Annotated in this window: 21 protein-coding genes and 1 pseudogene; 8 read left to right on the top strand and 14 right to left on the bottom strand. The window is 37.0% G+C overall.

Annotation, left to right across the window (positions count from 1 at the left end):
• Positions 1–383: 383 nt before the first annotated feature.
• Together HLV59_RS05290 and HLV59_RS05285 are read left to right on the top strand one after the other, a co-directional pair.
• The gene (locus HLV59_RS05290) at positions 384–1,244 is read left to right on the top strand and encodes a siderophore-interacting protein (RefSeq protein ID WP_171429475.1); all 861 of its coding nucleotides are present in this window, start codon (positions 384–386) and stop codon (positions 1,242–1,244) included.
• Positions 1,245–1,433: 189 nt separating this feature from the next.
• A complete protein-coding gene (locus HLV59_RS05285) occupies positions 1,434–2,120 on the top strand; it encodes a pirin family protein (protein ID WP_171429474.1) in 687 nt (228 codons plus the stop codon).
• Between the two features lie 35 nt (positions 2,121–2,155).
• Here HLV59_RS05285 and HLV59_RS05280 read toward each other — a convergent pair whose 3' ends face one another.
• The 4 genes from HLV59_RS05280 to HLV59_RS05265 all read right to left on the bottom strand — a co-directional run bounded on the left by HLV59_RS05280 (position 2,156) and on the right by HLV59_RS05265 (position 5,698).
• Positions 2,156–2,401 carry a hypothetical protein gene (locus tag HLV59_RS05280; protein WP_078225176.1) on the bottom strand — a complete coding sequence of 82 codons (246 nt, stop codon included), beginning with the start codon at positions 2,399–2,401 and terminating at the stop codon, positions 2,156–2,158.
• Positions 2,402–2,505: 104 nt separating this feature from the next.
• Positions 2,506–3,060 carry a TetR/AcrR family transcriptional regulator gene (locus HLV59_RS05275; RefSeq protein WP_171429473.1) on the bottom strand — a complete coding sequence of 185 codons (555 nt, stop codon included), beginning with the start codon at positions 3,058–3,060 and terminating at the stop codon, positions 2,506–2,508.
• Positions 3,061–3,951: 891 nt separating this feature from the next.
• A complete protein-coding gene (locus HLV59_RS05270; protein WP_171429472.1) occupies positions 3,952–4,554 on the bottom strand; it encodes a DUF6714 family protein in 603 nt (200 codons plus the stop codon).
• Between the two features lies 1 nt (position 4,555).
• Positions 4,556–5,698: a hypothetical protein gene (locus HLV59_RS05265; RefSeq protein ID WP_171429471.1), complete on the bottom strand. Its 1,143-nt coding sequence runs from the start codon at positions 5,696–5,698 to the stop codon at positions 4,556–4,558.
• Positions 5,699–6,360: 662 nt separating this feature from the next.
• Between HLV59_RS05265 and HLV59_RS05260 the strand changes: the two genes are divergently transcribed.
• From HLV59_RS05260 to yddG, 3 genes are all read left to right on the top strand, one after another.
• Positions 6,361–6,567, top strand: a complete 207-nt coding sequence (locus HLV59_RS05260) for a type II toxin-antitoxin system Phd/YefM family antitoxin (protein WP_171429470.1) — start codon at positions 6,361–6,363, stop codon at positions 6,565–6,567.
• Positions 6,568–6,609: 42 nt separating this feature from the next.
• Positions 6,610–7,524, top strand: a complete 915-nt coding sequence (locus HLV59_RS05255) for a DMT family transporter (RefSeq protein ID WP_216606757.1) — start codon at positions 6,610–6,612, stop codon at positions 7,522–7,524.
• Positions 7,525–7,683: 159 nt separating this feature from the next.
• Positions 7,684–8,592 (top strand): aromatic amino acid DMT transporter YddG, encoded by a 909-nt coding sequence (gene yddG, locus HLV59_RS05250; RefSeq protein WP_171429468.1) that lies wholly within the window; start codon positions 7,684–7,686, stop codon positions 8,590–8,592.
• Between the two features lie 45 nt (positions 8,593–8,637).
• Here yddG and HLV59_RS05245 read toward each other — a convergent pair whose 3' ends face one another.
• The 9 genes and pseudogenes from HLV59_RS05245 to HLV59_RS05210 all read right to left on the bottom strand — a co-directional run bounded on the left by HLV59_RS05245 (position 8,638) and on the right by HLV59_RS05210 (position 17,162).
• Positions 8,638–9,252 carry a MarC family protein gene (locus HLV59_RS05245; RefSeq protein ID WP_171429467.1) on the bottom strand — a complete coding sequence of 205 codons (615 nt, stop codon included), beginning with the start codon at positions 9,250–9,252 and terminating at the stop codon, positions 8,638–8,640.
• Between the two features lie 77 nt (positions 9,253–9,329).
• A complete protein-coding gene (locus HLV59_RS05240; protein ID WP_171429466.1) occupies positions 9,330–10,064 on the bottom strand; it encodes an SDR family NAD(P)-dependent oxidoreductase in 735 nt (244 codons plus the stop codon).
• A 12-nt stretch (positions 10,065–10,076) separates the two neighbouring features.
• Positions 10,077–11,249 (bottom strand): hypothetical protein, encoded by a 1,173-nt coding sequence (locus HLV59_RS05235; RefSeq protein ID WP_171429465.1) that lies wholly within the window; start codon positions 11,247–11,249, stop codon positions 10,077–10,079.
• A gap of 205 nt (positions 11,250–11,454) precedes the next feature.
• Positions 11,455–11,808: an ethanolamine utilization protein EutQ gene (locus tag HLV59_RS05230; RefSeq protein ID WP_003650499.1), complete on the bottom strand. Its 354-nt coding sequence runs from the start codon at positions 11,806–11,808 to the stop codon at positions 11,455–11,457.
• Positions 11,809–11,821: 13 nt separating this feature from the next.
• Complete coding sequence (locus tag HLV59_RS05225; protein WP_171429464.1) at positions 11,822–13,138, bottom strand: NAD(P)/FAD-dependent oxidoreductase; 1,317 nt, start codon at positions 13,136–13,138, stop codon at positions 11,822–11,824.
• A 17-nt stretch (positions 13,139–13,155) separates the two neighbouring features.
• Positions 13,156–14,361 (bottom strand): NAD(P)/FAD-dependent oxidoreductase, encoded by a 1,206-nt coding sequence (locus HLV59_RS05220; protein ID WP_228721997.1) that lies wholly within the window; start codon positions 14,359–14,361, stop codon positions 13,156–13,158.
• Positions 14,350–14,511, bottom strand: a pseudogene (locus tag HLV59_RS18630) (rubredoxin); the annotation flags it as partial. The gene HLV59_RS05220 and the pseudogene HLV59_RS18630, both read right to left, overlap by 12 nt.
• A 28-nt stretch (positions 14,512–14,539) precedes the next feature.
• Positions 14,540–15,970, bottom strand: a complete 1,431-nt coding sequence (locus HLV59_RS05215) for an aldehyde dehydrogenase family protein (protein ID WP_171429462.1) — start codon at positions 15,968–15,970, stop codon at positions 14,540–14,542.
• A 1-nt stretch (position 15,971) separates the two neighbouring features.
• A complete protein-coding gene (locus HLV59_RS05210) occupies positions 15,972–17,162 on the bottom strand; it encodes an aromatic ring-hydroxylating oxygenase subunit alpha (protein ID WP_016140397.1) in 1,191 nt (396 codons plus the stop codon).
• 327 nt (positions 17,163–17,489) lie between these two features.
• Here HLV59_RS05210 and HLV59_RS05205 point away from each other — a divergent pair, with 327 nt between their 5' ends.
• The 3 genes from HLV59_RS05205 to HLV59_RS05195 all read left to right on the top strand — a co-directional run bounded on the left by HLV59_RS05205 (position 17,490) and on the right by HLV59_RS05195 (position 22,526).
• Entirely contained in the window at positions 17,490–19,187 is a 1,698-nt protein-coding gene (locus tag HLV59_RS05205; protein WP_171429461.1) for a BCCT family transporter, read from the top strand.
• A gap of 217 nt (positions 19,188–19,404) precedes the next feature.
• Positions 19,405–21,081 carry a BCCT family transporter gene (locus HLV59_RS05200; RefSeq protein ID WP_016140395.1) on the top strand — a complete coding sequence of 559 codons (1,677 nt, stop codon included), beginning with the start codon at positions 19,405–19,407 and terminating at the stop codon, positions 21,079–21,081.
• A 146-nt stretch (positions 21,082–21,227) separates the two neighbouring features.
• Positions 21,228–22,526 carry a M24 family metallopeptidase gene (locus tag HLV59_RS05195; protein ID WP_171429460.1) on the top strand — a complete coding sequence of 433 codons (1,299 nt, stop codon included), beginning with the start codon at positions 21,228–21,230 and terminating at the stop codon, positions 22,524–22,526.
• Positions 22,527–22,591: 65 nt separating this feature from the next.
• Here the strand turns inward: HLV59_RS05195 and HLV59_RS05190 are convergent, their stop codons facing one another.
• The gene (locus HLV59_RS05190) at positions 22,592–23,518 is read right to left on the bottom strand and encodes a LysR substrate-binding domain-containing protein (protein ID WP_016140393.1); all 927 of its coding nucleotides are present in this window, start codon (positions 23,516–23,518) and stop codon (positions 22,592–22,594) included.
• Between the last annotated feature and the right edge of the window lie 1,754 nt (positions 23,519–25,272).

The following is a 25,272-nucleotide window of genomic DNA, read 5'->3' as shown; positions in this document are numbered from 1 at the left end:
CCTCACCCTATTCTTTATGCAATACCACCCAACCTAATATTCAAAACAAAGTTATAAAAATGTCGTCTTTATCGCTGTTTGTTCGAATAATAGATATCCCAGCACAATAATACAAATGATAATCATTTACAAATACTATTAAGAGATATATCAATTTTCTCCTTTTAAAAGTCATTTATAAAAAATGATAAATATCAAAATAATAAGATATTTTTTGACAGTAATTTTAATCTCATAGAAGTCTATATTTGTGATCTAAAAACCACAATTAATAGTGATTATTATTTACATTTAGAACCAACTTGGTTATCGTAATGAATAGAGAGACTACATCTATATCAATTATTACGCTCTATAGTAATCATGAAGCTTAGGTTGTATGTATGACAAAAATTGCAGAAAAATCGAAACAAGAATATGGCGACTTACTAAAAGAAAAAGACCATTTACAAGATATGGAACAACTTGAGATGACTATTGTCTCGATCCATACGCCGTATCCATCCATTGTAAGAATTCAAGGAAAAATCAACACATTACAGCCAGAGCTTTGGCAAGCTCCCAATTTGGCAATTCGGTTAATTGTGAGCAATCCGCCAGAGGGACAACCCATCTCACGCGTCTATACAGTCCGTTCGTTCAATCCTGTAAACTGTCAAATCGAAATTGATTTTGTTAAACATGAAGATTTAAGCCCAGCAATGGAATGGCTTAATTCGGCTCAAGTGGGTACAAAAATCGGGCTTATTGGCCCCCGCCCTCATTTCATTCCCAATTTCATACATAAAAAACATGTGGTCATGTTTGCCGACGATACGGCTGTACCCGCGTTATATTCAATACTGAATGAATGGGAAAATGGCGTAAGTGCTGATATTTTTATTGAAAGTTTTGAAAAAGATATTGCTAGCCAATTACCCCATCATGACCATGTCAAAATCCATTCGTTCCATAAAGAACATCACACTCCACAAAAAGGTCTTCTTTTAAAAGCAGCATTTGCGCTAAAAACTTATGACAATATTACGATTTGGGCGGCTTGCGAACGCAAAGAAGCAAGAGCTTTACGCCAGTTTTTTCTAGAAGATAAACAGTTTAATAAAAATGACGTGCGTATTGCTGGCTATTGGAGAGATGGCGTGTCAAGTTCAGAACTAGACATACTCCGTGCTCAACATTATCAAAAACATATTCAGCAAGGTAAGACTTTGAATGAATATGATGACCTTGATCTAGCGAATTAAGATAAGCAATTATTTGACTAAAACCTGCTTTGTGCAGGTTTTTTTATGAGTCAACATACATCTATAAATATGAAACTATACGACCATATCAATTATGCAACGACATGTTGCAGTTAACCTATTTTTTAGCCCCACATAGAACATTAAGATATTTCTCAAGAGATAAATAAAAATTTGGGAGATTAGATCATGAATGCTTATCTACATCGTAGTGAAGATCGAGGTCATGTAAAAGCAGGTTGGTTAGAGTCTTATCACAGCTTTTCATTTGGTAGTTGGTACGACCCTAAATATATGGGTGTAAGCGCTTTACGCGTAATTAATGACGACCAGATTGATGCGCATAATGGTTTTGGTACGCACTCCCATGACAACATGGAAATCTTAACTTGTGTGCTAGATGGTGCAATTTCACACCGTGACACCATGGGCAATGAAGGCCAGATTAAAGCGGGTGAATGGCAACTCATGAGTGCCGGCACAGGTGTTGCGCACAGTGAAATCAACAACACTGATACGCCTGTACATTTACTACAAATCTGGATTATTCCTGATGAAAGAGATGCTGAGCCAAATTACCAACAGATTAATCTTGACCCGCGTAAAGATCCAAACAAATGGCATTTAATTGCAGGGCCTGATGCAAATGCACCCATGCATATTCGCCAAAATGCAGAAGTAAAATCTGCCGTATTGGAAAAAGGACATGAGTTAACTGTTGATACAGTTAAAAAAGTGAACTATGTGCACGTAATTTCAGGTGTAGTTCGTATTGGCGATCAAGAAGTTAAAGCAGGCGATGCTTTAGTTTTTGAAGATAAAGCGACAATGCAAGCGATTGAAGACAGTCAATTTATCTGGTTCGATTTACCTTAAAACATAAAAAAGCCCTTTGCATAAAAGGGCTTTTTTTAATCTCCCCCGCCACCACCGCCATCACATCCTCCTGAATCTGAAGATGACGATGAACAGTCATTTGAATAACTAGAGCTATGATGATGACTCGGACTATTATCATGAAAATGATGTGTTGAAGCAGATGAATGATCATGCTCACCAGATGGTGAATAATTTTTTAAATTTCTGAGTAGCGCAATTAAACAAATGAGTCCAATACTAGAAAAAATGACTATGAATATAATAATAAATAACTTCAAATAACGGCCTCCTAGATCAAGCTATAGAGATGTTTGTTGTGTTCCCATTTATTATATGCGTCATGTTTAATAAACAAGTTGTTTTTTGATCAATATAATTTGCATTAAACCAGCCCCGCCAAAAAACAATCCACCACCCTTTCTTGCTCGATTACCACATCCGAGCTTAAAAGCTGAATGATTGCGCCTTCAATCATATATAAAAATAATTTAGCATCCTGAAAAGTTGCATCGTTTTTGAGTGTTCTAAGCTGGCTATAGATTTCATTCATTAACCACGTTCTATATCTCACTGCGACCTTATAGGCTTTTGGATAAGTGAGTTTCGTTTCAAAAATTGCTTTAAATAATAAATAGTACAGCCCTTCTACATCGCTATGTAGAAAGTAAAGTTTTTTTAATTGATCAATCACGTTCATGCGGTTTACATGCTCGGCAATTGAAACTACTTTTTCTTTTAAGCGCTCTTTTTGTACGATCAAACAGATTTCAATAAACCGCTCTTTAGAGTGAAAGTAGTTATAAAAAGTCGCTTTTGGAATTTGTGACTCTTTCACTATTCTGTCGATGCCCACGGTATGAAAACCTTGGTGATGAAAGAGATCAATCGACTTATTTACAACTTTTATGGCACGCGTTGGGAGAACTAAATTTCGCATATTTTTACCGTTATAAATTCTTGTTGTTTCTAAACGAGATACTTTTTTGGGAGAAAAAAAGGCATAGCAAAGCCGTAAGACTGTGCTTGGCACATCTCAAGTTTTATTGTTGATACAAGTTTTTTTGAGCCGTAATGACTTAAAGCCTGAAAACCCTAAAGGGCATCAAGCTGATAAATATGATTTAAGTTGTGTCGTTATAGCTTTTGGCAAAGGCTGCCAAGAAATTAAGAATGTGCAAAGCCAACTCCTTTTTATAGGGAGTTCTGCCAGACGTTAAAAATTATGGTGGCAGAACGGAAGAAGGTTGACAGACTAGTAATAACTCAAACTAGCACACCCGAAGGTGTCCCTCTCCCGTCCTACCGCTACGGGAAAGAGACGAGTGGTCCACCACACACAAAACTATTCCTCAGAAGGAAAAGCTCTGATGCGGGAGTTATTATTCAGCCTGTCAAAGCCGGCTGGCAATGTGGCCAGCAGGCAAAGGATAGTGCTCTGCCCTTTTGCAGTCAAGCACACAAAATGACATTTGCTTTAAAATAGATCATTAAAAAGTAAGGATAAATAATGAATAAGTGATTGTTTAAGAGGGGTTTATAAAGGGGGGATTTGGGTATGTAATTTTGTTCTATAAAATAGACTGATCTATACATTTTGATAACTTGAGAGAAGCTAACTTGCCAAAACCATTTTATGAATAGCTTAATGACCTGCTTTTTGTCGTGATCATTTTTACAACTTGATCTCAATTGGGGGCAGATTTGTATCTAATCCACTACCCGCTTCAATCTTCGCTTTTGATTTTAATTCTAATTGGTCTAATGCAAAATTAGGTATTAAAAAAGGGTTACATGTTATTAAAACGATGTAAACCCTTTATCGTCACATTCATAATCCTAATAAACTTATGTTATTTAAACACTTATCTACTCCTTCTTTTCCTTCTCTCATCTCTCGAGATAGAGTGGAAATAAATAACAGAAAGTCTTTTAGCACTTCTATTTGTGCTTTGGTAAAACAATTTAATAACTTAGAAATTTCTTCAAAAGTATTTGAACTTCTTAAACGATAAAACCAAGATAAAAAACTAGGTGAAGATAGAACTTCGGTGTCTTTTAAAACAGAACTCATAATAGCTGGGGTATAAAACAGAAATCCTTGAGGTTTTAAAAAACTAAAACCCGTATGGTAGTTGTTTAAATATGAAACAGGTATTTCAAAAGGATTACTGTACCTATTATTCATTTTCCTCTTTTCTTTAATTGCATTTACAGCCTCTTTAAAGTCCTCTATAAACCAATTACCAGTCTCAAGAAGGTAAAGTTCCTGCTTTACCCATTCTTCCTCAGTTAAGTTTAAATCAGTGCGCCTTTTATCAAAGTACCAATAACTTGTATCGGCATAGTCTTCCTCAGGTAAGGTATAAGCATCTCCCAGAGTAACATTTTTATACTCTAATATTATTTTCTTCTTTAAAGTCTCTATGTCCATTTTATTGTCCTAGAACCCCTAGATAGCTTTTACAATCATTAGCGGTTGCTTTAGCCGCTCTTGCTTGAATTAAATGTTCTTGATCTTGTGGAGACCAGCATGCATTCTCTGCATCTCTAGCAGCACCCAACTCATTATATGCATTATATCTGGTGAGTAATTGACTTGAATTCATCCCTGCACTACATCCTCCTAGCCCATTAGTAACATCTTTTGCGTAGACAACACGACTTCTTATGGGTAGCCAAGATTCTCGAGAACAAACCCAACAATCACCATTGCTATTAGTTATACCACTTGGGCATCTATTCTCAGCATTGTTCTCAAGCTCTTCAACAACAGATTCAGCCTGAACAGCATCATTTAAAATATTCTGCGTAGCAGCGTTAGTTGCTACTTTAGCATCTGAACTACCAGTATCTGCGTTAGTAATGACTTGTTCTGCTACAGCTTCAAGAGGAAGGTTTTTTTCACCATAGTCTGGATTTTTAGAGGGTGAAAAAGGAACAACTCTGGCAGGTGTTTCGTTAGGGTATCCCCACATACAATCAATGCGATTATTTATATTAGGGTTAATATTGCAACCACCAAAAATATAATCTCTCTTAATTACACTAAAGAATTTTTTGAAAGCATTTTCTGCTTCAGCTATAGTATAAATATATTGAATTCCAGTATATTCTAGAACTTCACTATTGCTATAACGATATTGTTGATCATAATTAATAACTTTATAACGAATTTGATTATTCGCTGGATCTAACACCCAATCAACTGCATCAAGCAATTGATCTACAGCTATAGTTAAAGCAACTCCTGCGGTTCCGCCTCTCAATACCTCAGCTACTTGCTTTGCGTTCGGTGTTACTAATGCAGCTGAAACTCTAGAATCATTAACAGCATCAATTAATGTCGATGCCCCCATAACTGTCGAATTAGTAATAGACCAATTACCTAAAGGTGATATTGTTGGAGTTACCATTAGTGACGAAGCAGTTAAATTGTAATTAGTTACTGTTGGTACTGCTAATTCGATTGTTTGTAATTGTGTCGTCTGAGTATCAGATTGAGACGTATCACTCTGGTTATTATCCCCACACCCCGACAACCCCAATAATAATGCTACTAAAAATAGTTTTTTCATTTATTTCCCCTTATTTTCAAATATTTTATTTTACTTTTCAATCAAAAACTATAAAAAATAAAGCCTCCTAAAGGACTTTATATTCTCACTTGCTTCTTGGGGTTATATTCTCAATCAAGGAGCGAATAATAATCGAGTTCGGATTACCAACTCTGCCAAATATAGAATGAGATAAACATGCATAAAAAAAGGGCTTACATGTTATTAAAACAATGTAAACCCCTTATAAATCTTGGTAGGTATATCCAATACCAAACAAATTTATAATTCATTGATAATTATTGATTTAACAGATAAAAATATATCGGTGATACAAACCATGATACAAAAACATTCCTACTATCTTTACTGTCGCCTTATACCAATACCTATCTTCTCACTCTGATTTAAGAATCAGTTAAATTTTAGAGGTTACAAAGGTTACTGAGGTTACAGCCTTATGGGACAAGGCTTTCAGGGCGTAACCTTTTAGAAAATTGAAAAGGTTACAGATTTCTGAGGTTACATATTAATTTCATAAAAACTTAAATCTATATCGAGAAACACTTCATAAAGCCACATCCACCCATGATAAAAATTCATTCATCCTTGAGAATAAATCCATTGAAGCGAAATGTACATTTCACCTATCTTGAACCTGATTTAGTCAGGGAGAACTACAAATGAATCAGTGGAATTATTCAAATGCCAGAGCACAACTTACTATGATTATGGATCAAGCTGTGGCTGGGTATCCTGTAGAAATTACTCGCAGAGGTCGAGAATCTGCTGTTGTTATTAGCAAAGCATCTTATGAGGCTTACAAGAAAGCAGAATATGATGTTGCTTACTATAAAATTTCAGCATCAAAAGAAAATTCAGAAGCTTAAACCCTCTCCAAAAAACACTCTTTATTCATGCAGCAAGGTTCCATGAAGCTCAATATTTCTTTAATTCAACTTGGTGCCTTGTTTGCATTTATCTCTGCATTTCTTTTTAGCAGTAAAGCTATTTTCATAAAACAGGCATATAGCCTTACTCCGTCATTAGATGCCATTACTCTAATGGCTATCCGAATGGGCATTGCTCTACCCTTCTTTTTAGTTATCTGTTGGTTTTGTCGCCATCAAAATCGCAATATCAAGCTAAAAGATATTCTATATTTACTTTCTGTTGGCTTATTAGGCTATTACATTTCTAGCTGGCTCGACTTCTATGGACTCATGTTTATTACGGCATCACTAGAACGAATTATTTTATTCTTATATCCAACCATGACCGTATTGGCATCAAGTTTTATCCTCAAGCAAAAATTAAGTTCAAAAACGTTATTTGCACTTATCTTAAGTTACGGTGGAACAGTCATTGTGATGCTCCAAGAGCAAAAAACGCTTCCAGATCAACATAACTTCTGGTTTGGAGCAAGTTTAGTATTTGCTAGTGCAGTTGCTTTTGCTTGCTACCTCTTACTTACCCCGCCATTAATCAAAAAATTTGGTTCATGGAACTTAACGGGACTATCTTTATCAGCAGCTTGTATAGGTACTCTTATACATTTTATAGTTGTGACTAGTCATCCTGTACAGCTACTTACCTCTTTACCAGTACAAGTTATTTGGTACGGAATCTGTTTAGGTTTATTCGTTACTGTTCTACCCACACTCTTATTGATATTGAGTATAGAGTACGTAGGAGCAACACAGTCCGCTATTATTTCATCCATTAGCCCTATTGTTACTATTCTTTTTTCAGTCTTCCTTTTAAACGAGCATTTAAATACAATCCAATGGCTAGGTTGTTTTCTTAATATTTTTGGTGTGATGCTTATTACGCTTAAAAGAAAATAAAGCTAATAATTAAATTACAAAAAATATATTTTAAGTATTTTTATTATCTATTTTTAATAATGATAAAAAGTCATTAACTCATGATTATTTATCGTGCTCGATTAACTATTAAAGTGCCCATTTAAAAATTATGATTAATTTTTTAATCGGGTCTATCGTATGAGCCGCCAAATCTCAACCCTAATCGGTGTTTCAGCTTTATTACTTTGGTCCACTTTAGTCGGCTTACTCAGGCTTTCTACAGAAAGTTTTGGTCCAATCTATACAGTGACTTACGTATACACCATCAGTGCTATTATTTTGTTCTTAACATATGGTCTACCCGATTTAAAAAAGGTTTCAAAGAAATTTCTTATTTTATCTAGCTTGCTTTTTGTCGTTTTTGAATTGTGTTTTGCCTTTTCAATTACTCTAGCAAATTCATCAGAAAAATCGATTGAGATGAATATTATTTTTAATATGTGGCCAACTCTCATTATTATTATGTTGGCAGTATTAAAAGAAGAAAAAGTAAACTTAATGACCATATTAGGAGTAATCGTAAGTTTTGCAGGTATAGTTATCATTAACTATCATCCAAACCTAAACTTTATTGATAACTTTTTAAAAAACCCGATTAGTTACCTACTCATTTTTTTAGCAGCTATTCTTTGGGCCGTTTATTGTATCTATACCAAAAAGCAAAGCAATGGAACTAATGCTGTATCACTTTATTTTATCTTAACTGCTATAGCTTTATGGATTCTTACTCTCTCTACTCAAGGTTTTCACCTACCTCATGTAAATGGAATTAACGGCTATATATTCGTCTTAATTAATGCTGTTTTTTTCTCTATGGGCTATCTGGCTTGGAATATTGGTATTATCAAAGGCAACATGCCCGTTTTGATTATGCTTTCTTATTTTTCTCCAATTTTTTCATCAGCATTCTCAGCTTTTGTTTTGAACTCCGATTTAACAATCAATTTTTGGTATGGTGCATTAACGGTTACTTTAGGGTCGTTAATCTGCTGGTACTCAATTCGAAAAAACCATGTTCAACATAACCAAGCGAAATTAGCTTCTTAATTTCTTAGTCACAGCCATCGTATATGGCTGTGACGTTTACTCTTATCAAACTTTATCAATCAAACGTGTAACACCGTTCACAATCATATCGACTGCGATTGTTCCGATTAATAAAGCGGCTAACCTGCCTACAATATCAAAATAACGATCAATGTATTTGGCATGGCTATAACGTAAGTGATCATGAGAAAATTTCATTGCTATCAAAACACTACAACTTAGAAATAGTACTAAGGCGATCACTATAGCGGCCTCTACAAGAGACATACTCATGCCTGTCACTACAGCTGCGCTAATTGTTCCCGGACCAATCATAAAAGGCATAGCGACCGTCCCAGCCAAATGTTCAGGCGCTCCTCGCATTTCACCAATAGTATCGGCACCCTGAAATACATATCGATATCCAATCACTAGAAAAATCAGGCCACCAAAAATCTGAAATGATTCAAACCTTACATTTAAATACCGATTAAAAATTGCTTCTCCACCCCATGCAAATAAGAGAAAAACCACATATGCAATCAGTCCTCCTTGAATCAAAGCCTTATTAAACACTCTGGTTTCTGTATGACGAATTAAACCGATCATATAGATACTCATGAGGAATGGATTAAGTAGTGAGAAAAACAGAATAAATGTACTGATAAATGGTGATGACATTTTTATTATCCTTAAACGATTTCAGGAAGTTTTAAAAAACTCCCTGAAAAATTAAAAAATCCTTATTTCGAAAATGCTTATGGAAGTGATAATTTAGCCATCCTTCCTCCGTCAACTACATAAGTCTGGCCCGTAATAAATGAGGCATCTTCAGAAGCTAAAAAAGCCACTAAATTAGCCACTTCACTTGGCAGACCTATTCGTGCTAGAGGATGAATTTTTCTAATTTGATTTCGAAAACTTTCTGGATCTGGTTGATTACCGATAAATTCATTGTTTAGTTCCGTATCAATCCACCCTGGAGCAATCAGATTGCAGCGAATTTTTTCATGCCCATGATCAATAGCTATTGCTCGTGTTAAACCAGCAAGTCCAGCTTTACTGGCACAGTAAGCTGCGTGTAAAGGATTCGCAGCCATCCCTTCTATAGATCCAATATTTATTATATTCCCACGTGAAATACGTAAATAAGGTATAGCTTCTTTAATTAATAGAAATGGCGCAGTAAGATTAAGATTGAGATGTTTCTGCCACACTTCTAGCGGAATATCCTCAACAGATAGTTCTTTCATCATGCCTGCATTATTAATCAATAGATCAAGTCGGCCTGCACGATGGATAACCTCACGAATTACTTTCGCTGGCATAATAGGATTGGATAAATCAGCTGTTATGCTATTGAAAGTATTGTTTTCTTGACGTTGCACGGTAAATACCGTTGCGCCTTCATTAGCCAAACGTTGAGAAATAGCACTACCAATCCCTGTACTACCACCTGTTACAAGAGCAACTTTGCCTTCAAAGCGTTCCATTGCTAAATCCTTTTAAAAGCTATAAATCAACATTAGATTTAAGAGTTTGTTCCATTTCCCATCATCGCCTGCTGCAAGAGAACTACCATTGCCGCCAACAAACGGATCGTTTTTACTCATCACATATTCGGTATATAAAGAAATATTTTTATAGTCCCACGCCACACCAACGATGTTGCGCTGAGAGTCATCAAATCCATTTTCTTTCTTGTTAAAACCACTAAAAACAACATACGGCGTAACATTGAGCGAATCTTTAACATTCTTAAAGGTGTAACTCGTGTCTACTGTGTAGAAATAACCCTTGTTGGCAATGTCATATTCACCATCAAATGAACCAAAAGTTGAACTAGCTGAACTCAATGAATCTTTATTACTAATCGATTGTCGCCCTCCAGTTAACACGACATTCAGATTCTTATATTTAATACGGTTAAATAGCGCCCATGTATTTCTCGTACCATCAGCAGAAGTTTTTTTATTCTCAATGTCTGAATACCAATAACTTCCCCCAACCGATACCTTGAGATCATCTGTACTTAAAAACTTAAGATCTTGATCTACACGTGCCATCCACATGTTTTTTTCATTAAGGTTGGTTTTGATTGGATCAGATGAGGTGACAACATTAGCCGTATAACGCGCTGAGTCTTTACTAGTCCCGTGATAGTTACCGCCATCAGTTGCGAAATAAGCCAAATCCACTTTAGTCGCAGACGGTAATTCAAAGTGATAGTTTGCTCCTAGATTAGAAGCATCCTGCAAACCCATAGTGTTGTTAATACCAGCGTAAAAGCTGCTATCCCAAAAACGACCTGGACCAAAAGGAATGGGTTGCACACCTAAAGTAATATGATCTGTTGCGTTTAAATGGTAACCAGCATAGCCATAAACTAGAGTCGAGAAATCACAGAATTTATCGTATTGATAACAACGATATTCGACTTTTCCAAACCAGTCGGGTGACTCATAACCTAGTCTTAAAATAGCTGCATCAAATTTTATTTTCTGGTCTGATGCAGACTCGCCGTAATCCTTATCTTGATAATTTCCACGTAAAGCACCTGAAATTGTTAAAGCACCCGTATCACTTTTAGGATCTCCAAAAGTTACTCCGGCAAAAGCAGGTAATGCCATTCCAACCGAAATTAATCCAAATCCAAGTGTTAAATAGACTTTGCTCATTTACAAATCCTTGTTTAAATGAAGATTTGCAGAAAACCTTTCCTGTCCTCTGCTTATTTTTTTCAGACAATACTTCCCTGTTCAGGAGAAGCTCCTGAAATTTAAAATTTTCGTTAATTCGCCTTAGCCCTAATTCAGAGCTATGTTCTCATAAGAAAAAAACGACCCACATTATTCTTTTCCTGAACAATATGGGTCGTTTCTTTTATGCAATTCCGTGCAATTCTTTCCAGTTACCTGGATGTACTACGTAACCAAATACCGCATGTCCACCATAAATGAGTTCGGTTCCTTCAGGAATCCACAACATTTGTCCCGGACGAACTTCATATTTATGACCATTAGCAGTGAGTTCAAAACAGCCTTCGATTACAAAAATGACTTCGTCATAAAGTAATTTCCAACTTACTTCCGCGCCTTCCCAACGTGCAAAACCAATACCCATGTTTGGGGAAACATCAGCTCCTAATGCTCTTGCCACATAAGCAGTGCCGTCTGGTGTTTCGCCACGTAAATTAAAATCAAGTTGAGCGCTATCAACTAATTTTACTTCTTTCATCTATTTCTCCCGCTTACAATTCACTACGACTGCGCCATTTTTCAAATCTAATCCGTGTTCTAACACCTAAACCTAAGAACGGTTCTGGTGGATTTAAGCTAGGCATACCAGTGACATATTGAATATCTTTTAAAGCTTGGGAATCTGAACCAACAACGAGGTCAGCCAATAGCGTTCCAGAAATTGTGCCCCATGCTGCTCCTACACCATTGTCACAAGCACTCGCATAAACGCCGTCTTCTAACTCACCAAAGAAGTTAGTGAAGTTACGAGAAATAGCGTAAACACCACCCCATGTATGGGTAAATGGAACATTCGCTAAATCTGGATAACGATCTAAAAATGCTTTGCGATGATCTTCTTGTATCCAGCGACGATTATCATCGTTTATGTTTGCACCATATTTAGGTACATGTTTATAAGTGTTACGAATTAAGATACGGCGATCAGCTGTCATTCTTAACGTTGTTCCTGCATGATCGGCTGGAGTAAGCCCCCAATCCAACTCACCACGATAAACTTTCATTTCTTGATCAGTTAATGGACGTGTCCAGCTCGCAAAAGTCATGACTGGTAATAAACGGTTCTTCAAGTAACCAAATTCACGCGTAAAAATACTCGTCGCAAGTAGGACTTTAGGTGTTGTGATTGATCCATGATCACCTTGTAAAAGCCATTGGTTATTAGTTTTTTGCAAACTACGAATTGGTGATTGCTCTAATAACTCAACGCTGTCTGGTAAGTGATCACCCATACCCCGCACTAAAGCTGCTGGTTGCATCAAATATGAACCAGGAGTAAAAATCGCACGGCTATAAAAATCTGTACCTAAAACTTTTTTAAGTTCTGCTTTTTCGACCCAACGATATGGTTCACCTAAATCTTTCATTAGGTGCTCAAAATGATTGAGATGCGCTTCACCACGCTCACCTACAGCACCTTGATATTTACCGGCTGCAGACCATTGGCAATCAATGTTATGGCGCTCCACCAAGCCTTGTAATTGAGCAATTGCCGATCGATTCAGACTCAATAATTTTTGCTTATGCGAAGGATCAGGATGTGATAAAGCAAATTTATGCGGTAAATCAATTACAAACCCTGAGTTACGTCCTGAAGCGCCTTCTGCTACACGTTGTGCATCAACTAAAATAATACGGGCGTTCGGTTTGAGTTCAGCTAATCTGCGAGCTGCTGCTAAGCCTGCAAAGCCTGCTCCGATAATGGCATAGTCAGCTTTTTGTGGACCTATTAACTTTTTAGCAGGACCTGCTGGAGGTAATGCCGCATACCAACCACAGGTACTATCATCATTTGGTAAAGCAATCATTTTGTTATTCCCTTAACTTAAACTGTGGATGGACACGAATTTAGTTTTTCAAGCCACTCGCTACGATGGTGCTGTAATTGGCGACCAAGTAAGGCAAAGCCTGTTAATTTGCCTTGTTCATTGTAGAAACCCGCAGCTAATTCGCCGTCATGTTGTTCCACTTTCCACTCACCTGTTCCCATTGCTGGCAAGACAGAAAGTGGCAAAATTGGTGTTTTTACTAGAACTGGTGTTGATTTCAGATCCGCATCAGATGACTGACCTAAAAGGTTATTAACTAAAGCTGGTAAGGCTTGCGTGATTGGATTGATATAAGGTGCCCACTGACCGTTCACTTCTGCACAATCACCTAAAGCAAAAATTGCTGGATCACTACTACGGTGATCAAGTCCAGTACAAATACCACGTGCAGTCTCAAGACCCGCTGCTTGAGCAAGTGCAATATTTGGTCTCAGGCCAACTGCACTTAATACCAAGTCGGTTTCAAATGATTGACCATCTTGGAGTGTTAACTGGTAACGACCGTTTTCAGATTGAATAGAACGAATACTATTTTGTAATTTCCACTCTACGCCTAACTGGCTTAGAGCATTTTGTAGAGCATGACCTAAAGGTTCTGGAATAAGACGTTCCATTGCCCATTTACCAAGACCAACAACCGTAACTTTGATGCCATGTGCAGCTAAATCATTGGCAAATTCACAGCCGATCAAACCGTCACCAAGAATTGTGACATGCTGTTTATTTGATAATTGCTGGCGGAAACGGCGGTAATCCGCTAGATCATTTACGCTTAGTGTTGCCGTCGAATCACCATCTATTGGAATTACAACTGGTGTTGCCCCAGTTGCGAGTACGAGTCTGCCGTAAGGATAATCACCAATAGTGGTTTGAAGCTTTTTATTGGCACGGTCAATATGAGTTACTTTCGTATGTGGGTAAACGCGGATATTTAAACGTTGTTCCCAACTAAGAGCAGTCTCGCGAACTAAACTGTCTCCGTCTTTACCTAATGCTAAAGCATTAGATAAAGCTGGTTTACTGTATAAAGCGCCATCATCAGCAGTAAATACGGTAATAGACAAGTCTGGAGATTGTGCACGTAAAGTTGAAGCCACTTGATAGCCGGCATGGCCACTACCAATAATAACTACAGGTTCAATCACTGGAGCTGCAGCTACTACAGGAATTTCCTCATCCTCAATATCAGTAATATCGAGCATTTCAAAATCAGCTTTACCAACTTGACACTCTGGACACATCCAGTCATCTGGAATATCTTCCCATTTTGTTCCTGGAGCTATCCCGTCATCAGGCCAGCCTTTAGCTTCATCATAGATCCAGCCACAGACAATACATAACCACTTTCTCATCTTGTCTATTTCCCTTATTTCTTACAAATTACACGCCATGTTTCAAACGGATACCGATATTGCGAGTTTGAACATAACTGTAGATGGCTTCCTGCCCTTTTTCGCGACCAAAACCAGATAAGCCCACACCACCAAATGGTGTTTCGATACCGCCAGCAAACCATTCGTTAATAAAGACTTGACCAGCAATAAGTCGGTTTGCTACTCGAAGTGTTTGATTCAGATTTTCACCAAATACACCAGCAACAAGTCCAAAGTCCGTACCATTTGCGATTGCAACTGCTTGGTCTTCATCATCAAAAGGCATGATCACCATTACAGGACCAAACACTTCTTCTTGAGCAATCGACATATCATCTTTTGCTTCAATAATGGTTGGCAGAACGAAGTAACCTTCTAGATCTGCAGCCTTCCCACCTGTTAAAACATTGGCACCTTCTTCACGTGCCTTATCAATCATGGCAAGAATCTGTTGTTGCTGCTCTTTAGATACAACTGGAGTAAGTTCGGCATTACTTTCGCCAATACCTACAGTTAAGCTCTCTGCAAGATTAACTACGGCAGCTTTAACTTCTTCATAGCGACTGCTGTGCACTAATAAGCGAGACATCGCTGAGCAAACTTGACCTGAGTTATAGAAAATCCCAACTTTAACGCTACGTAGTAATTGCTCAAGATCAACATCAGCAAAAGCAATTGCAGCTGACTTACCGCCTAATTCCATTACTGAAGGCGTCGCACGTTCAGCCGCATCTTTCAAAATGCGTTGACCTGTTGGCACTGAACCGGTAAATACGATTTGATTGGTATCTTGGTGCTTAACAAGATGAGTACCAACTTCTGAACCTTTACCACAAAGCAAGTTCACTGCACCTTGCGGAAAACCAGCTTTCTCAATAGCTTTGATGAGTAAAACCATTCCTAAAGGTGAAACTTCAGGTGACTTAATTACAACTGCATTACCTGCTGCTAAAGCAGGTGCTAATGAGCGTGCACAGATTGAGACAGGAAAGTTCCAAGGTACGATTTGAACTGATACACCCATAGGAATATATGAAGTAAAATCAATGTAATCTTTACCTAAAGGTACTGAAATTCCTTCAACTTTATCTGCCATACCCGCGTAATATTCAAAATAGCGTGCTGCCTCATCGAACTCTTCACGTGCCGTATCAACATTTTTGCCATTTTCACGACACAGGATTAATGCACCCTCTTCAGCAATTTCACGAATTGCCTCAGCCGCTTTTAACATCCACGCTGTACGTTTAGCAGGACGAACATCAGTTAAAGCACCACTATTCACACAACGTCGAGCGGCTGCCATCGCGGCATCTGCATCTTCTACACTTGCACGAGCAACTGTTGCAAAAACCTTATCAGTTGCAGGGTTGATAACTTCCAATTGGCGAGAAGCATCTCGCCATTGTCCATCAACATAGTTGAGGTAATGTTGCATATTAAGCCTCCAATGCTTTTTTAGCTTGGCTTGCTAACCATTTTTGGAAGAAGTGGGTTGGTAAATCCATTTCAGGTGAGAAAACTCCACCACCAAAACCAGGTGAATGACGACCTTTTTGCATGGTTTCAACTGCAAACACATCTTCAGCAAATACAACTTTCCATGATTCTAAAGTTGCTTCACGGCATGCATCATATTTAGCGTCTAGTGATTCATCACCAACGTAATACAAGCGTAATTTTTCAATTGTTTGTTCTGGAGCGATTGGATCAATCATCATTGCAAATGCATGATCCGCTTGAATACCTAACAATACGTTCGGGAACACTGCTACATATTCAGCATGACGAAGTTGATCTTCTGGCCAGCTTGGGAATTTTGGTAAATGCGTACCCGCCGTAGCTGATAAGTTATATTTATAACTACCCTGACCAGCAAAACGATCTTCGAACATAATGTTGTAATGATCTTCAAGTTTTGAATACGTATTTAATGCTGGGTGTACCCATGGTAAGTGATAAGCTTCGCAATAGTTTTCAACTGTAAGTTTCCAGTTACTTTTTACAGGTAACTCAAAAGTTGAACCTACTTTACTGCTACGAATAAGCTCTAAACCGTTTTCACCCAAGAAAGGCTTCCAACGTTCAACCAACGGCGCAATATGCTCTTCAAAAGTTGGTGCATCACCAGAGATATTGACGAAAACCATATCCATCCAGATTGCTGAACGGAGAGCTTTTAAACCATGTTTTTCACATTTAAACCGTTCATCTTTATGTTGGTTAATTCCGCCAACATGTGGAGTACCTTTTAAGTTACCATTTAGGTCATAACTCCAAGAGTGGTATTGGCAACGAATCACACCTTCAATAGTGCCTTCTTCTTGCACCAAAATCATACCGCGATGGCTACAAACGTTATGGAAAACTTGGATTTCTCCTTCGCGATTGCGCATCATTACCAAAGGCATGCCCATAAAATTAACAGGCTTCACATAGCTCTTTTTAGGTAAATCTGAAGCAAAACCAATACACACCCAAGTTTTACTTAAAATATTGTCACGTTCAAAATTAAAATATTCGTTACTGGTATATGCTAAATTTGGCATACCATTTGATTCAGTAATAGGATTCAAAACGTTATCGACTTGCTGAACCGTAATTAATTGCTGGCTAACTCGACTATTCATCTGATGATCTCCATATATTTAAAACTAACGCAGAACTCCCTGCGTTGAGATGATTTGCACACTCTGCTATTTCTTTAGAGATTGTGTTAAATATCGATTCATCCGACAAACGACTTTTTAGCTAGGCATATATGAGTTTTTCTCATACGTATGAAACAGATTTAGTTACTACAATTTTTATAAAAACAATTGCTACTCATGACTAAAACTCATTAGTTGGTGAGAATAAATCAGTTGAGCTATCTTCTGCCACCTTACTACTCTGTAATATTAGTATTAAGCAGCTAATCGTTTTTTAGCTGTTGGAAACGCATCGAAGGAGTAGTTATGCGTACAACAACAGGAGTCATGAAAGGGCTTAATCCAACTGTTACTATTGTCTCGAAGTTATTACTCTTCATTTTTATTGCTTTTTGCATTTTTAAGGAAAAACAGGCAGGTGAATATTTTCAACTGATATCTAATACCTTATTACAAAATGCAAAATGGTATCTCTTGTTACTAGCCACAAGCTTATTAGTATTTCTTCTTTACTTATGTATGAGTCGTTTTGGACAAATAAAATTAGGAAAAGATAACGAAAAGCCTGAATATAGTAATTTGGCCTGGATATGTATGCTTTTCTCATGCGGTATGGGAATTGGCCTAATGTTTTGGTCTGTAGCTGAGCCAATCAGTCACTATGCTAGTAATCCTTTTACTCAAGGGCTATCTGATGAATCAGCCCGTATGGCAATGCAGTTAACATTTTTCCATTGGGGACTACACCCATGGGGACTGTTTTGTTTAGTAGCTGTTGCTTTAGGGTATTTTGCATATCGTAAAGACTTACCTTTCGCAATGCGCTCAGTCTTATACCCTCTAATTGGGAAAAAAATATATGGTCCAATTGGAGATATAGTCGATACATTAACTATTATCATTACCGCTTTTGGTATTTCCCAATCATTAAGTATGGGGATTCTTGAGCTAAATACAGGCCTTAATCATACTTTTGGTATTAGTATGGATGTGAAAATCCAATTAATCCTAGTACTAGTACTTTGTGCCCTAGCAACTCTCTCACTTTTATCTGCAATAAGTAAAGGATTTAAAATTATTGCCGAAGGTAATATGGTTCTTTCCTACATTCTAGTATTTGCTATTATCTTTATTGGTTCATCAAGTTACATTTTGAATACTTTTTTTGAAGGTATTGGTGACTATCTACAGAATATTATTGGGATGAGTTTATGGAGTGATGCTCAGAAAGATTCTGGCTGGCAAAACTCATGGACCGCTTATTATTGGCCGTGGTGGATGACTTGGGCGCCATTTGTAGGATTATTTATTGCCCGAATATCAAAAGGGCGTACCATTCGCCAAGTTATTTTAGGCTCACTTGCAGCCCCCACTTTACTTACTTTTCTTTGGATAGCCGCATTTGGTGGGGCCGCACTGAAAATAGAGAAAACTTCCCACCAACAAACATCTTCAACAATTGTTACGAATATCCCTTCTAGTACATCAGTCGATAAAGTTCCAGCTCACGAACTCACTATCACCGAAGCGACTCAACAAGATCCAGCACGAGCGGTATTCGTGTTCTTTGACCATCTCACTCCAAACTCTGATACTAAAATCATTCTCAGCGCCTTACTTTGCTTACTATTAGCCATTCATGTGATTACCTTAGTTAACTCTGGAATATTAGTACTTTGTTTCTTAGATTCTTCTGGTGCAACGGACCCATCAATCGGAATTCGGCTGATTTGGAGTGCTATTATTCCTTTAATTGGTGGAGGACTACTACTAGCTGGCGGTCTAACGGCTATAAAAACAGCTTGTATTATTGCGGGTTTTCCTATCTCGATTCTATTAGGAATTATGGGTTTCTCATTAATAAAAAGCTTACGACAAGATCCGAAATTTCAGGAAAATGAAATAGTTTATATTCAAGCCGATGCTCCCCCCTTGGAGAAAAAATTAGTTCAAACTCCTAAAAAAGAGGATAAAGAATTAAATGATCAACTGATTGTAGAGTAATTAACTATTATCTCCAATTGGCTAGAAGTAAAATCTTCTAGCCAATTTTATAATGTGTAATTTTTCATATTGTCTTCTATCCAACTACCTATGATAAAAACTCACTCAAGAGTGAAAATAAATCGGTTGAGCAAAATTAGTACTCCTCACTACTCTATATTATTCGTATAAAACAGCTAATGATTCTAGCTGTTTGCCACGCATCCAAGGAGGAGTTATGCGTACAACAAGGGTTGCTGAATCCAATTCTGCGGTTTCAATTATTTCAAAAATATTAGTAGTCGCATTTGTACTTTTTTGCGCAATTTATGCAACCGAAGCAGCGAAAATATTTGCTGATTTATCAAGCGCCTTACTGCGCAATATGAAATGGTTCATTTTGCTATCTGTTACAGCGATCTGCTTTTTCTTAATTTATGTCATGTGCAGCCGTTATGGTTTAATAAAACTGGGAAAAGATACAGATAAACCTGAATACAGTTATTTTGCATGGATTTCGATGTTGTTTTCATGTGCCATGGGAGTCGGTTTAGTATTTTGGGGCGTTGCTGAACCAATGAACCATTATGCGAGTAATCCATTTACAAAAGGCTTCACGGATGAAGCAGCTAGTATGGCAATGCAAATTACCTACTTTCACTGGGGATTACATGCATGGTCTGTTTACTGTATAGCAGCGTTAGCAATTGGTTATTTTTCTTATCGTAAAGGTCTACCTTTTTCTTTACGTTCAATTTTACATCCGCTTATTGGCGATCGTATTTATGGTCCTATCGGACATTTTATTGATATTGTCGTAATTGTTGTCACAACTTTTGGTATCTCTCAAACTCTCGCTTTAGGTGTTTTACAAATAAATGCTGGATTACATAAAGTTTTTGGCCTAGAAACCAACACAACTGTTCAATTTATTCTCATGATTACCTTATCCAGTATTGCCACTTTCTCTGTAGTGCGCGGTATTGGTACAGGAATGCGCCGTATTTCTGAACTTAATATTATCCTATCAATCATTTTGATTGTAATCCTTATGCTCATTGGACCTGCTAGATACATTACTAATTCTTACTTAGAAGGTATTGGTAACTATACATCTAATTTTGTAGGCATGAGTTTGTGGAGCGATACTCAAAAAGACTCCGAGTGGCAAAACTGGTGGACAGCTTTCTATTGGTTATGGTGGTCAACTTGGGCTCCATTTGTAGGGATGTTCATTGCTAAAATTTCAAAAGGACGTACTATCCGTCAACTCATTGCAGGTGTGCTTGTTGTTCCAACTTTGGTTACTTTTTTCTGGTTTGCAGTGTTCGGCGGTTCAGCTCTAAAAATTGAGCAAGACTCTCGCCATACATTTGAAAAACAGCAATCAGCTTTGGTAGAGAATACGCAATCAACCACTGCAACAACACATCCTACCATTACTTCTCAAACTGAAGATAAAGCAGAACCACAGGAAGAGTTTACTGGTGGTCCTATAGTAAAAGCGACACAAAAAGACAGTACCCTCGCCGTTTTTGCTTTATTTGATGCTGTTGGAGGAGGAGGTATTTTTGGACAAATTCTTAGTATTGCAACCTGTCTTCTACTCATTACTTATCTTGTAACATCACAAGATGGCGGAACACATGTTCTATGTTTCCTTGATACCTTATCTGAAAAAGACACTCCTATCCGTACTCGTCTTTTGTGGTGTGTGTTTGTTACTGCAATCAGCCTAGGTTTGCTTTATGTAGGAGGTCTCAAAGCGATTCAAGCCGCTGTCACACTATTTGGGTTCCCTATTATTGTTTTGCTCACAATTATGGCTGTAGCACTTATGAAAGCTTTCAGGCAAGAAGATATAGCAAATATTAACGTTGTACCTAAACATCCGAAGATTGAGCCTGAAGCATAATCTAGACTTCTATCTCACAGTTTAGAAGAAAGTTATAATCTAAAACTCTCTTCTAAACTTATATTTTCAATTTAAAACAAATAGTTAAACCATAATAAATTTCTAACAAAGAATTATAGGAAGATAAATCTCATCAAGGAAGCAATATGAAAAATATGAAACTTCATCAAAATCGTATTGGTAATCGTCACCCTGAACATTTAAATATGCATCAGATTGGACCAGGTGATTTAGCTATTTCTGAATGGCAGCAAGCAGGCCTCACTCTTCCTAACCTTGATCGAATGCATCAATATCGTTTAAACCGTATATGTGCTCTACTGAAGCAACAAGGATTAGCTGGAATATTGTTATATGACCCAATCAATATCCGCTATGCTACAGGCACAACTAATATGCAAGTATGGTTATTGCATAATGCTGGTCGATATACCTATATTTCTGCAGAGGGACAGGTAGTACTTTGGGAATTTGACCATTGCGATTTCCTAGCTGAACATTCTAAGGTGGTAACCCAAATTCGTCCTTGTATTTCATGGTTTTATTTTTGTGCAGGTTCTCGCATTGATGAACAAGTGAAAAAATGGGCAAACGAAATTTATGACGTTGTTTTACAATTTGGTAAAGGCAATAAACGAATTGCGATTGATAAATGTAATGACGAAGGTATCAAAGAACTTGAACATCTTGGCTTAAGCATTGAAAACGGCGAAGTTATTATGGAGCTTGCACGTGCAATTAAAGGTGAAGATGAAATCAATGCTATGCGTTGTGCTGTACATGCTACAGATTCAGCAATAAAAGTGATGCATGATCATCTTGAACCAGGTGTTTCAGAACAACGCCTATGGTCATACTTACATGCGGAAAATATTGCACGTGGGGGTGAATGGATTGAAACTCGTTTACTCTCATCTGGCCCACGCTGTAATCCATGGTACCAAGAATGCAGCGGCCGTATCATTCAGAATGGTGAGTTGGTCGGATTCGATACGGATATGATCGGTGCTTATGGTATTTGTGTTGATACTTCACGAACTTGGTTGTGTGGGGATGAAACTCCAACCGATGAGCAAAAACGAATTTATCAGATGGCATATGATCAAATTCACTTTAATACCGAATTATTGCGGGCTGGCATAACTTATAAAGAGCTTACTCATAAGGCTCTACAGTATGATCCAAATGAATATAACCACTATTCATTCCTTTATCATGGGGTTGGATTATGTGATGAAGCACCTGGCATCTACTTTAAAGAGGCTTGGGATAGCTATGGCTATGATGGCGTATTAGAATCAGGAATGGTGATGTGTGTAGAAAGTTATGTAGGTCATAAAGCTGGTGGACCAGGTGTCAAACTTGAAAATCAGATATTAATTACAGAAAAGGGTCCTGAAATTTTAACATTATATCCTTTTGAAACTAAGCTTTTATCAAATTAATTGAAGGTCTTGAAAACTAGAAATATCAAAATTCCTAGTTTTCAAGAGAAAATTATTACTAAAAATTAATTTAGACCTTTTTGTCCAACTTGCCCTGGTAATTGATCTAGCAGCCAACTGCGGAAATGCTTAACACTAGAAGGAATAACTCCCCTATCTGCTGGTTCTAGCATACTGAAATTTGCTTGAGTACGAAGAACAGTCTCAACAGGTCTAACTAAAGCACCACTTTGTAAATAATCATCCACGAGTGAACCCCACGCTAAAGCCACACCCTGACCATTAATTGCGGCCTGCAAAAGCATTGGATAGTTGTTGATATTCACCCTATTTTTTGGTTTTACAATAGGATAATTTACCGCTTCAAACCACTCAGACCAAGTAATCCAATCTTTTTGAGCGTCATCTAAATATAATAGAGCTTTTCCAAAAATCTCTTCGGGAGAGGTATCGTCTTTAAATTGAGCAAGATAATTTGGACTACAAACAGGAAAAACCTCTTCAGGAAATAGTGTAGTAACTCTCATTCCCGCTGGAGGGACACGACAATAAAATAATGCCAGATCGAAGTCCATTTTGTGCAAATCTGAAATATTGTCTGTCGTTAAAATTCTTAAATCAACGCCCTCATTATTCTGTTGAAAAGCAGCCACTTTCGGGAGTAACCAAAGAGCAGCCATAGCATTAGTCGTAGCCACAGTTATTTGATGCTCTCCTTGCCATTTCTTGATTTCAGCAGTAGCTTGGGCGACATCTAATAAAGCACTATAGATCGTTTGATAATATTGCAATCCAGTAGGAGTTAGGGAAATATTTCGATTAGCTCTTAGGAATAATTCCTTACCTAAATATTCTTCGAGCTGTCGAATTTGTCGACTGATAGCGCCTTGAGTAACATTCAATTCGTTTGCAGCTTTTGTAAAACTGAGGTGGCGTGCGGCTGCCTCGAATACAATTAAGCTGTTCATTGGCGGCAATGGCTTAATTTTCATGGACACTCCTAATTTGTCCTATTTCCTTAAAAACTCTTTTCCAATTCGAGTTCTTTTATTCCGCTATTTACTATGAAAATTATCTTTTGAACATACTAATAGCGAATAAACCAGATATTCTCGGCATAAATGGTTTGAATTTCTTCAATTATGATCCATTTCTCAGGAAAGCCCTAAAATCTCATAAATATAATTTAATAAAAAGTGAGTAAAAGTATTCGATCTATGAGTTTTTCTCATTTGAATTTTTTTAAAGAAGTGACTCCTGAAGAATTAAAATTTTAATCAATAAAGAAAATATTTTTTTGTTTGACGTAGTTTGACAAATTCAATGCTTCAAAATTCAGTCAAGGCCTTTCTATATCTAGTTTTTCAAAGAAACTAAAGATAACCGCCGTCAAACAAAAAGCTAAGTTTTTTGCTTTACGTGGCTTTACGAGATGGAGGTTTAGAAAAACTAAAACCCTACTGACCCATAGCGTACGGTGTATTTTTCATAAAACGCTGTAAAGCAAAATTTACTTGGACGTACTTGGACAGGTTTAGATAAATATACTTTCTAGAAATCTGCTTCATCCATTGATATACATAGCTTATAGAGCATTTTAAATTATTATCCATAGCTGAGTCGTCCAAGTAATTACTTAGATGTACTTAGATAGAATTGAATAAAAATCATGTTTTTGCTTTACGTAGCTTTACGAGATGAATATTTAAAAAAGCTACGAACCCTTATGGCACATAGCTTACGGCGTATTTTATATAAATGGACGTAAAGCAAAATTACTTAGACGTACTTAGACAGAATTGAATATAAATCACGCTTTTTGTTGTACGTAGCTGTACGAAATCAAAACTATAAAAAAGCCGAAATCATTGCCCTGCCTAGCATAAATGCTATTTTCAAAAATATTGTTGTACAGCTAAAAGCTCTATTACTGGATAAATAACTAAAGATTAAATTTTAAAATGCTATTTTACGTTGATGTACGTTGATGAAATTCAACTTTTCTAATCTATTAAAATTGCCTGCAAACTTTGCTATATAAAACTTTGAGACAGGTCTTCTGTTTTTAGGAGTTCTATATCAACCTAACTTGCAAACCCTTCATATACACAAAAAGCAGAAGCTTCCTTGACGTACCTTGACGAAATTCAATTTTTTAAAGCTTGTAAAAATATTCTGTAACCATTGGTATATAAAAGATTTAAATGAAAACTAATTAGCTTTTGGAGAGTAACCTGTCAAGGTAAATTGCGAGCACTTTATATAAGTAAAAAAAATGAGAGTTTCCTTGATGTCCCTTGATGAAATTTCAATTATCAAAAATAGATGAGATGTATTATTCGTGTACCTTTGAGAGCAATTTAATGATCTTTCTATAAGTTGGCCATCAAGGAAATGAGAAGTGATTTCGAGTTAAAGTTTTCCCTTTTGTTATACGTAGTCATACAAAATTTAAAAATGAATTTTTAGTTATTTACTCTTACGTAGTCTTACGAGAAGGTATTTGCCGGAAAAGGCGTAAAGCTTGTGCTATATAGGTTAGAACCTATCTCACTAGTATCCAAAAATATAGTGCCGTAAGACTAATTTTGCTAGATGTAGCTAGGAAAAGTTGAAGTAAGGCTTACGCTGTGAAGATCTTATAGCTATTTGAATTGTGTTTTAGATGTTAATTATCTGGCGAGATTCTACAATTTGTAATAAATGTACAGTTCAAAAACTAAAAATACAAAGAATATTAATTTTC

Source organism: Acinetobacter lactucae, from assembly GCF_013122135.1.
Classification (GTDB): Bacteria; Pseudomonadota; Gammaproteobacteria; order Pseudomonadales; family Moraxellaceae; genus Acinetobacter; species Acinetobacter lactucae.
This window is presented reverse-complemented; position numbering and strand designations above follow the sequence as displayed.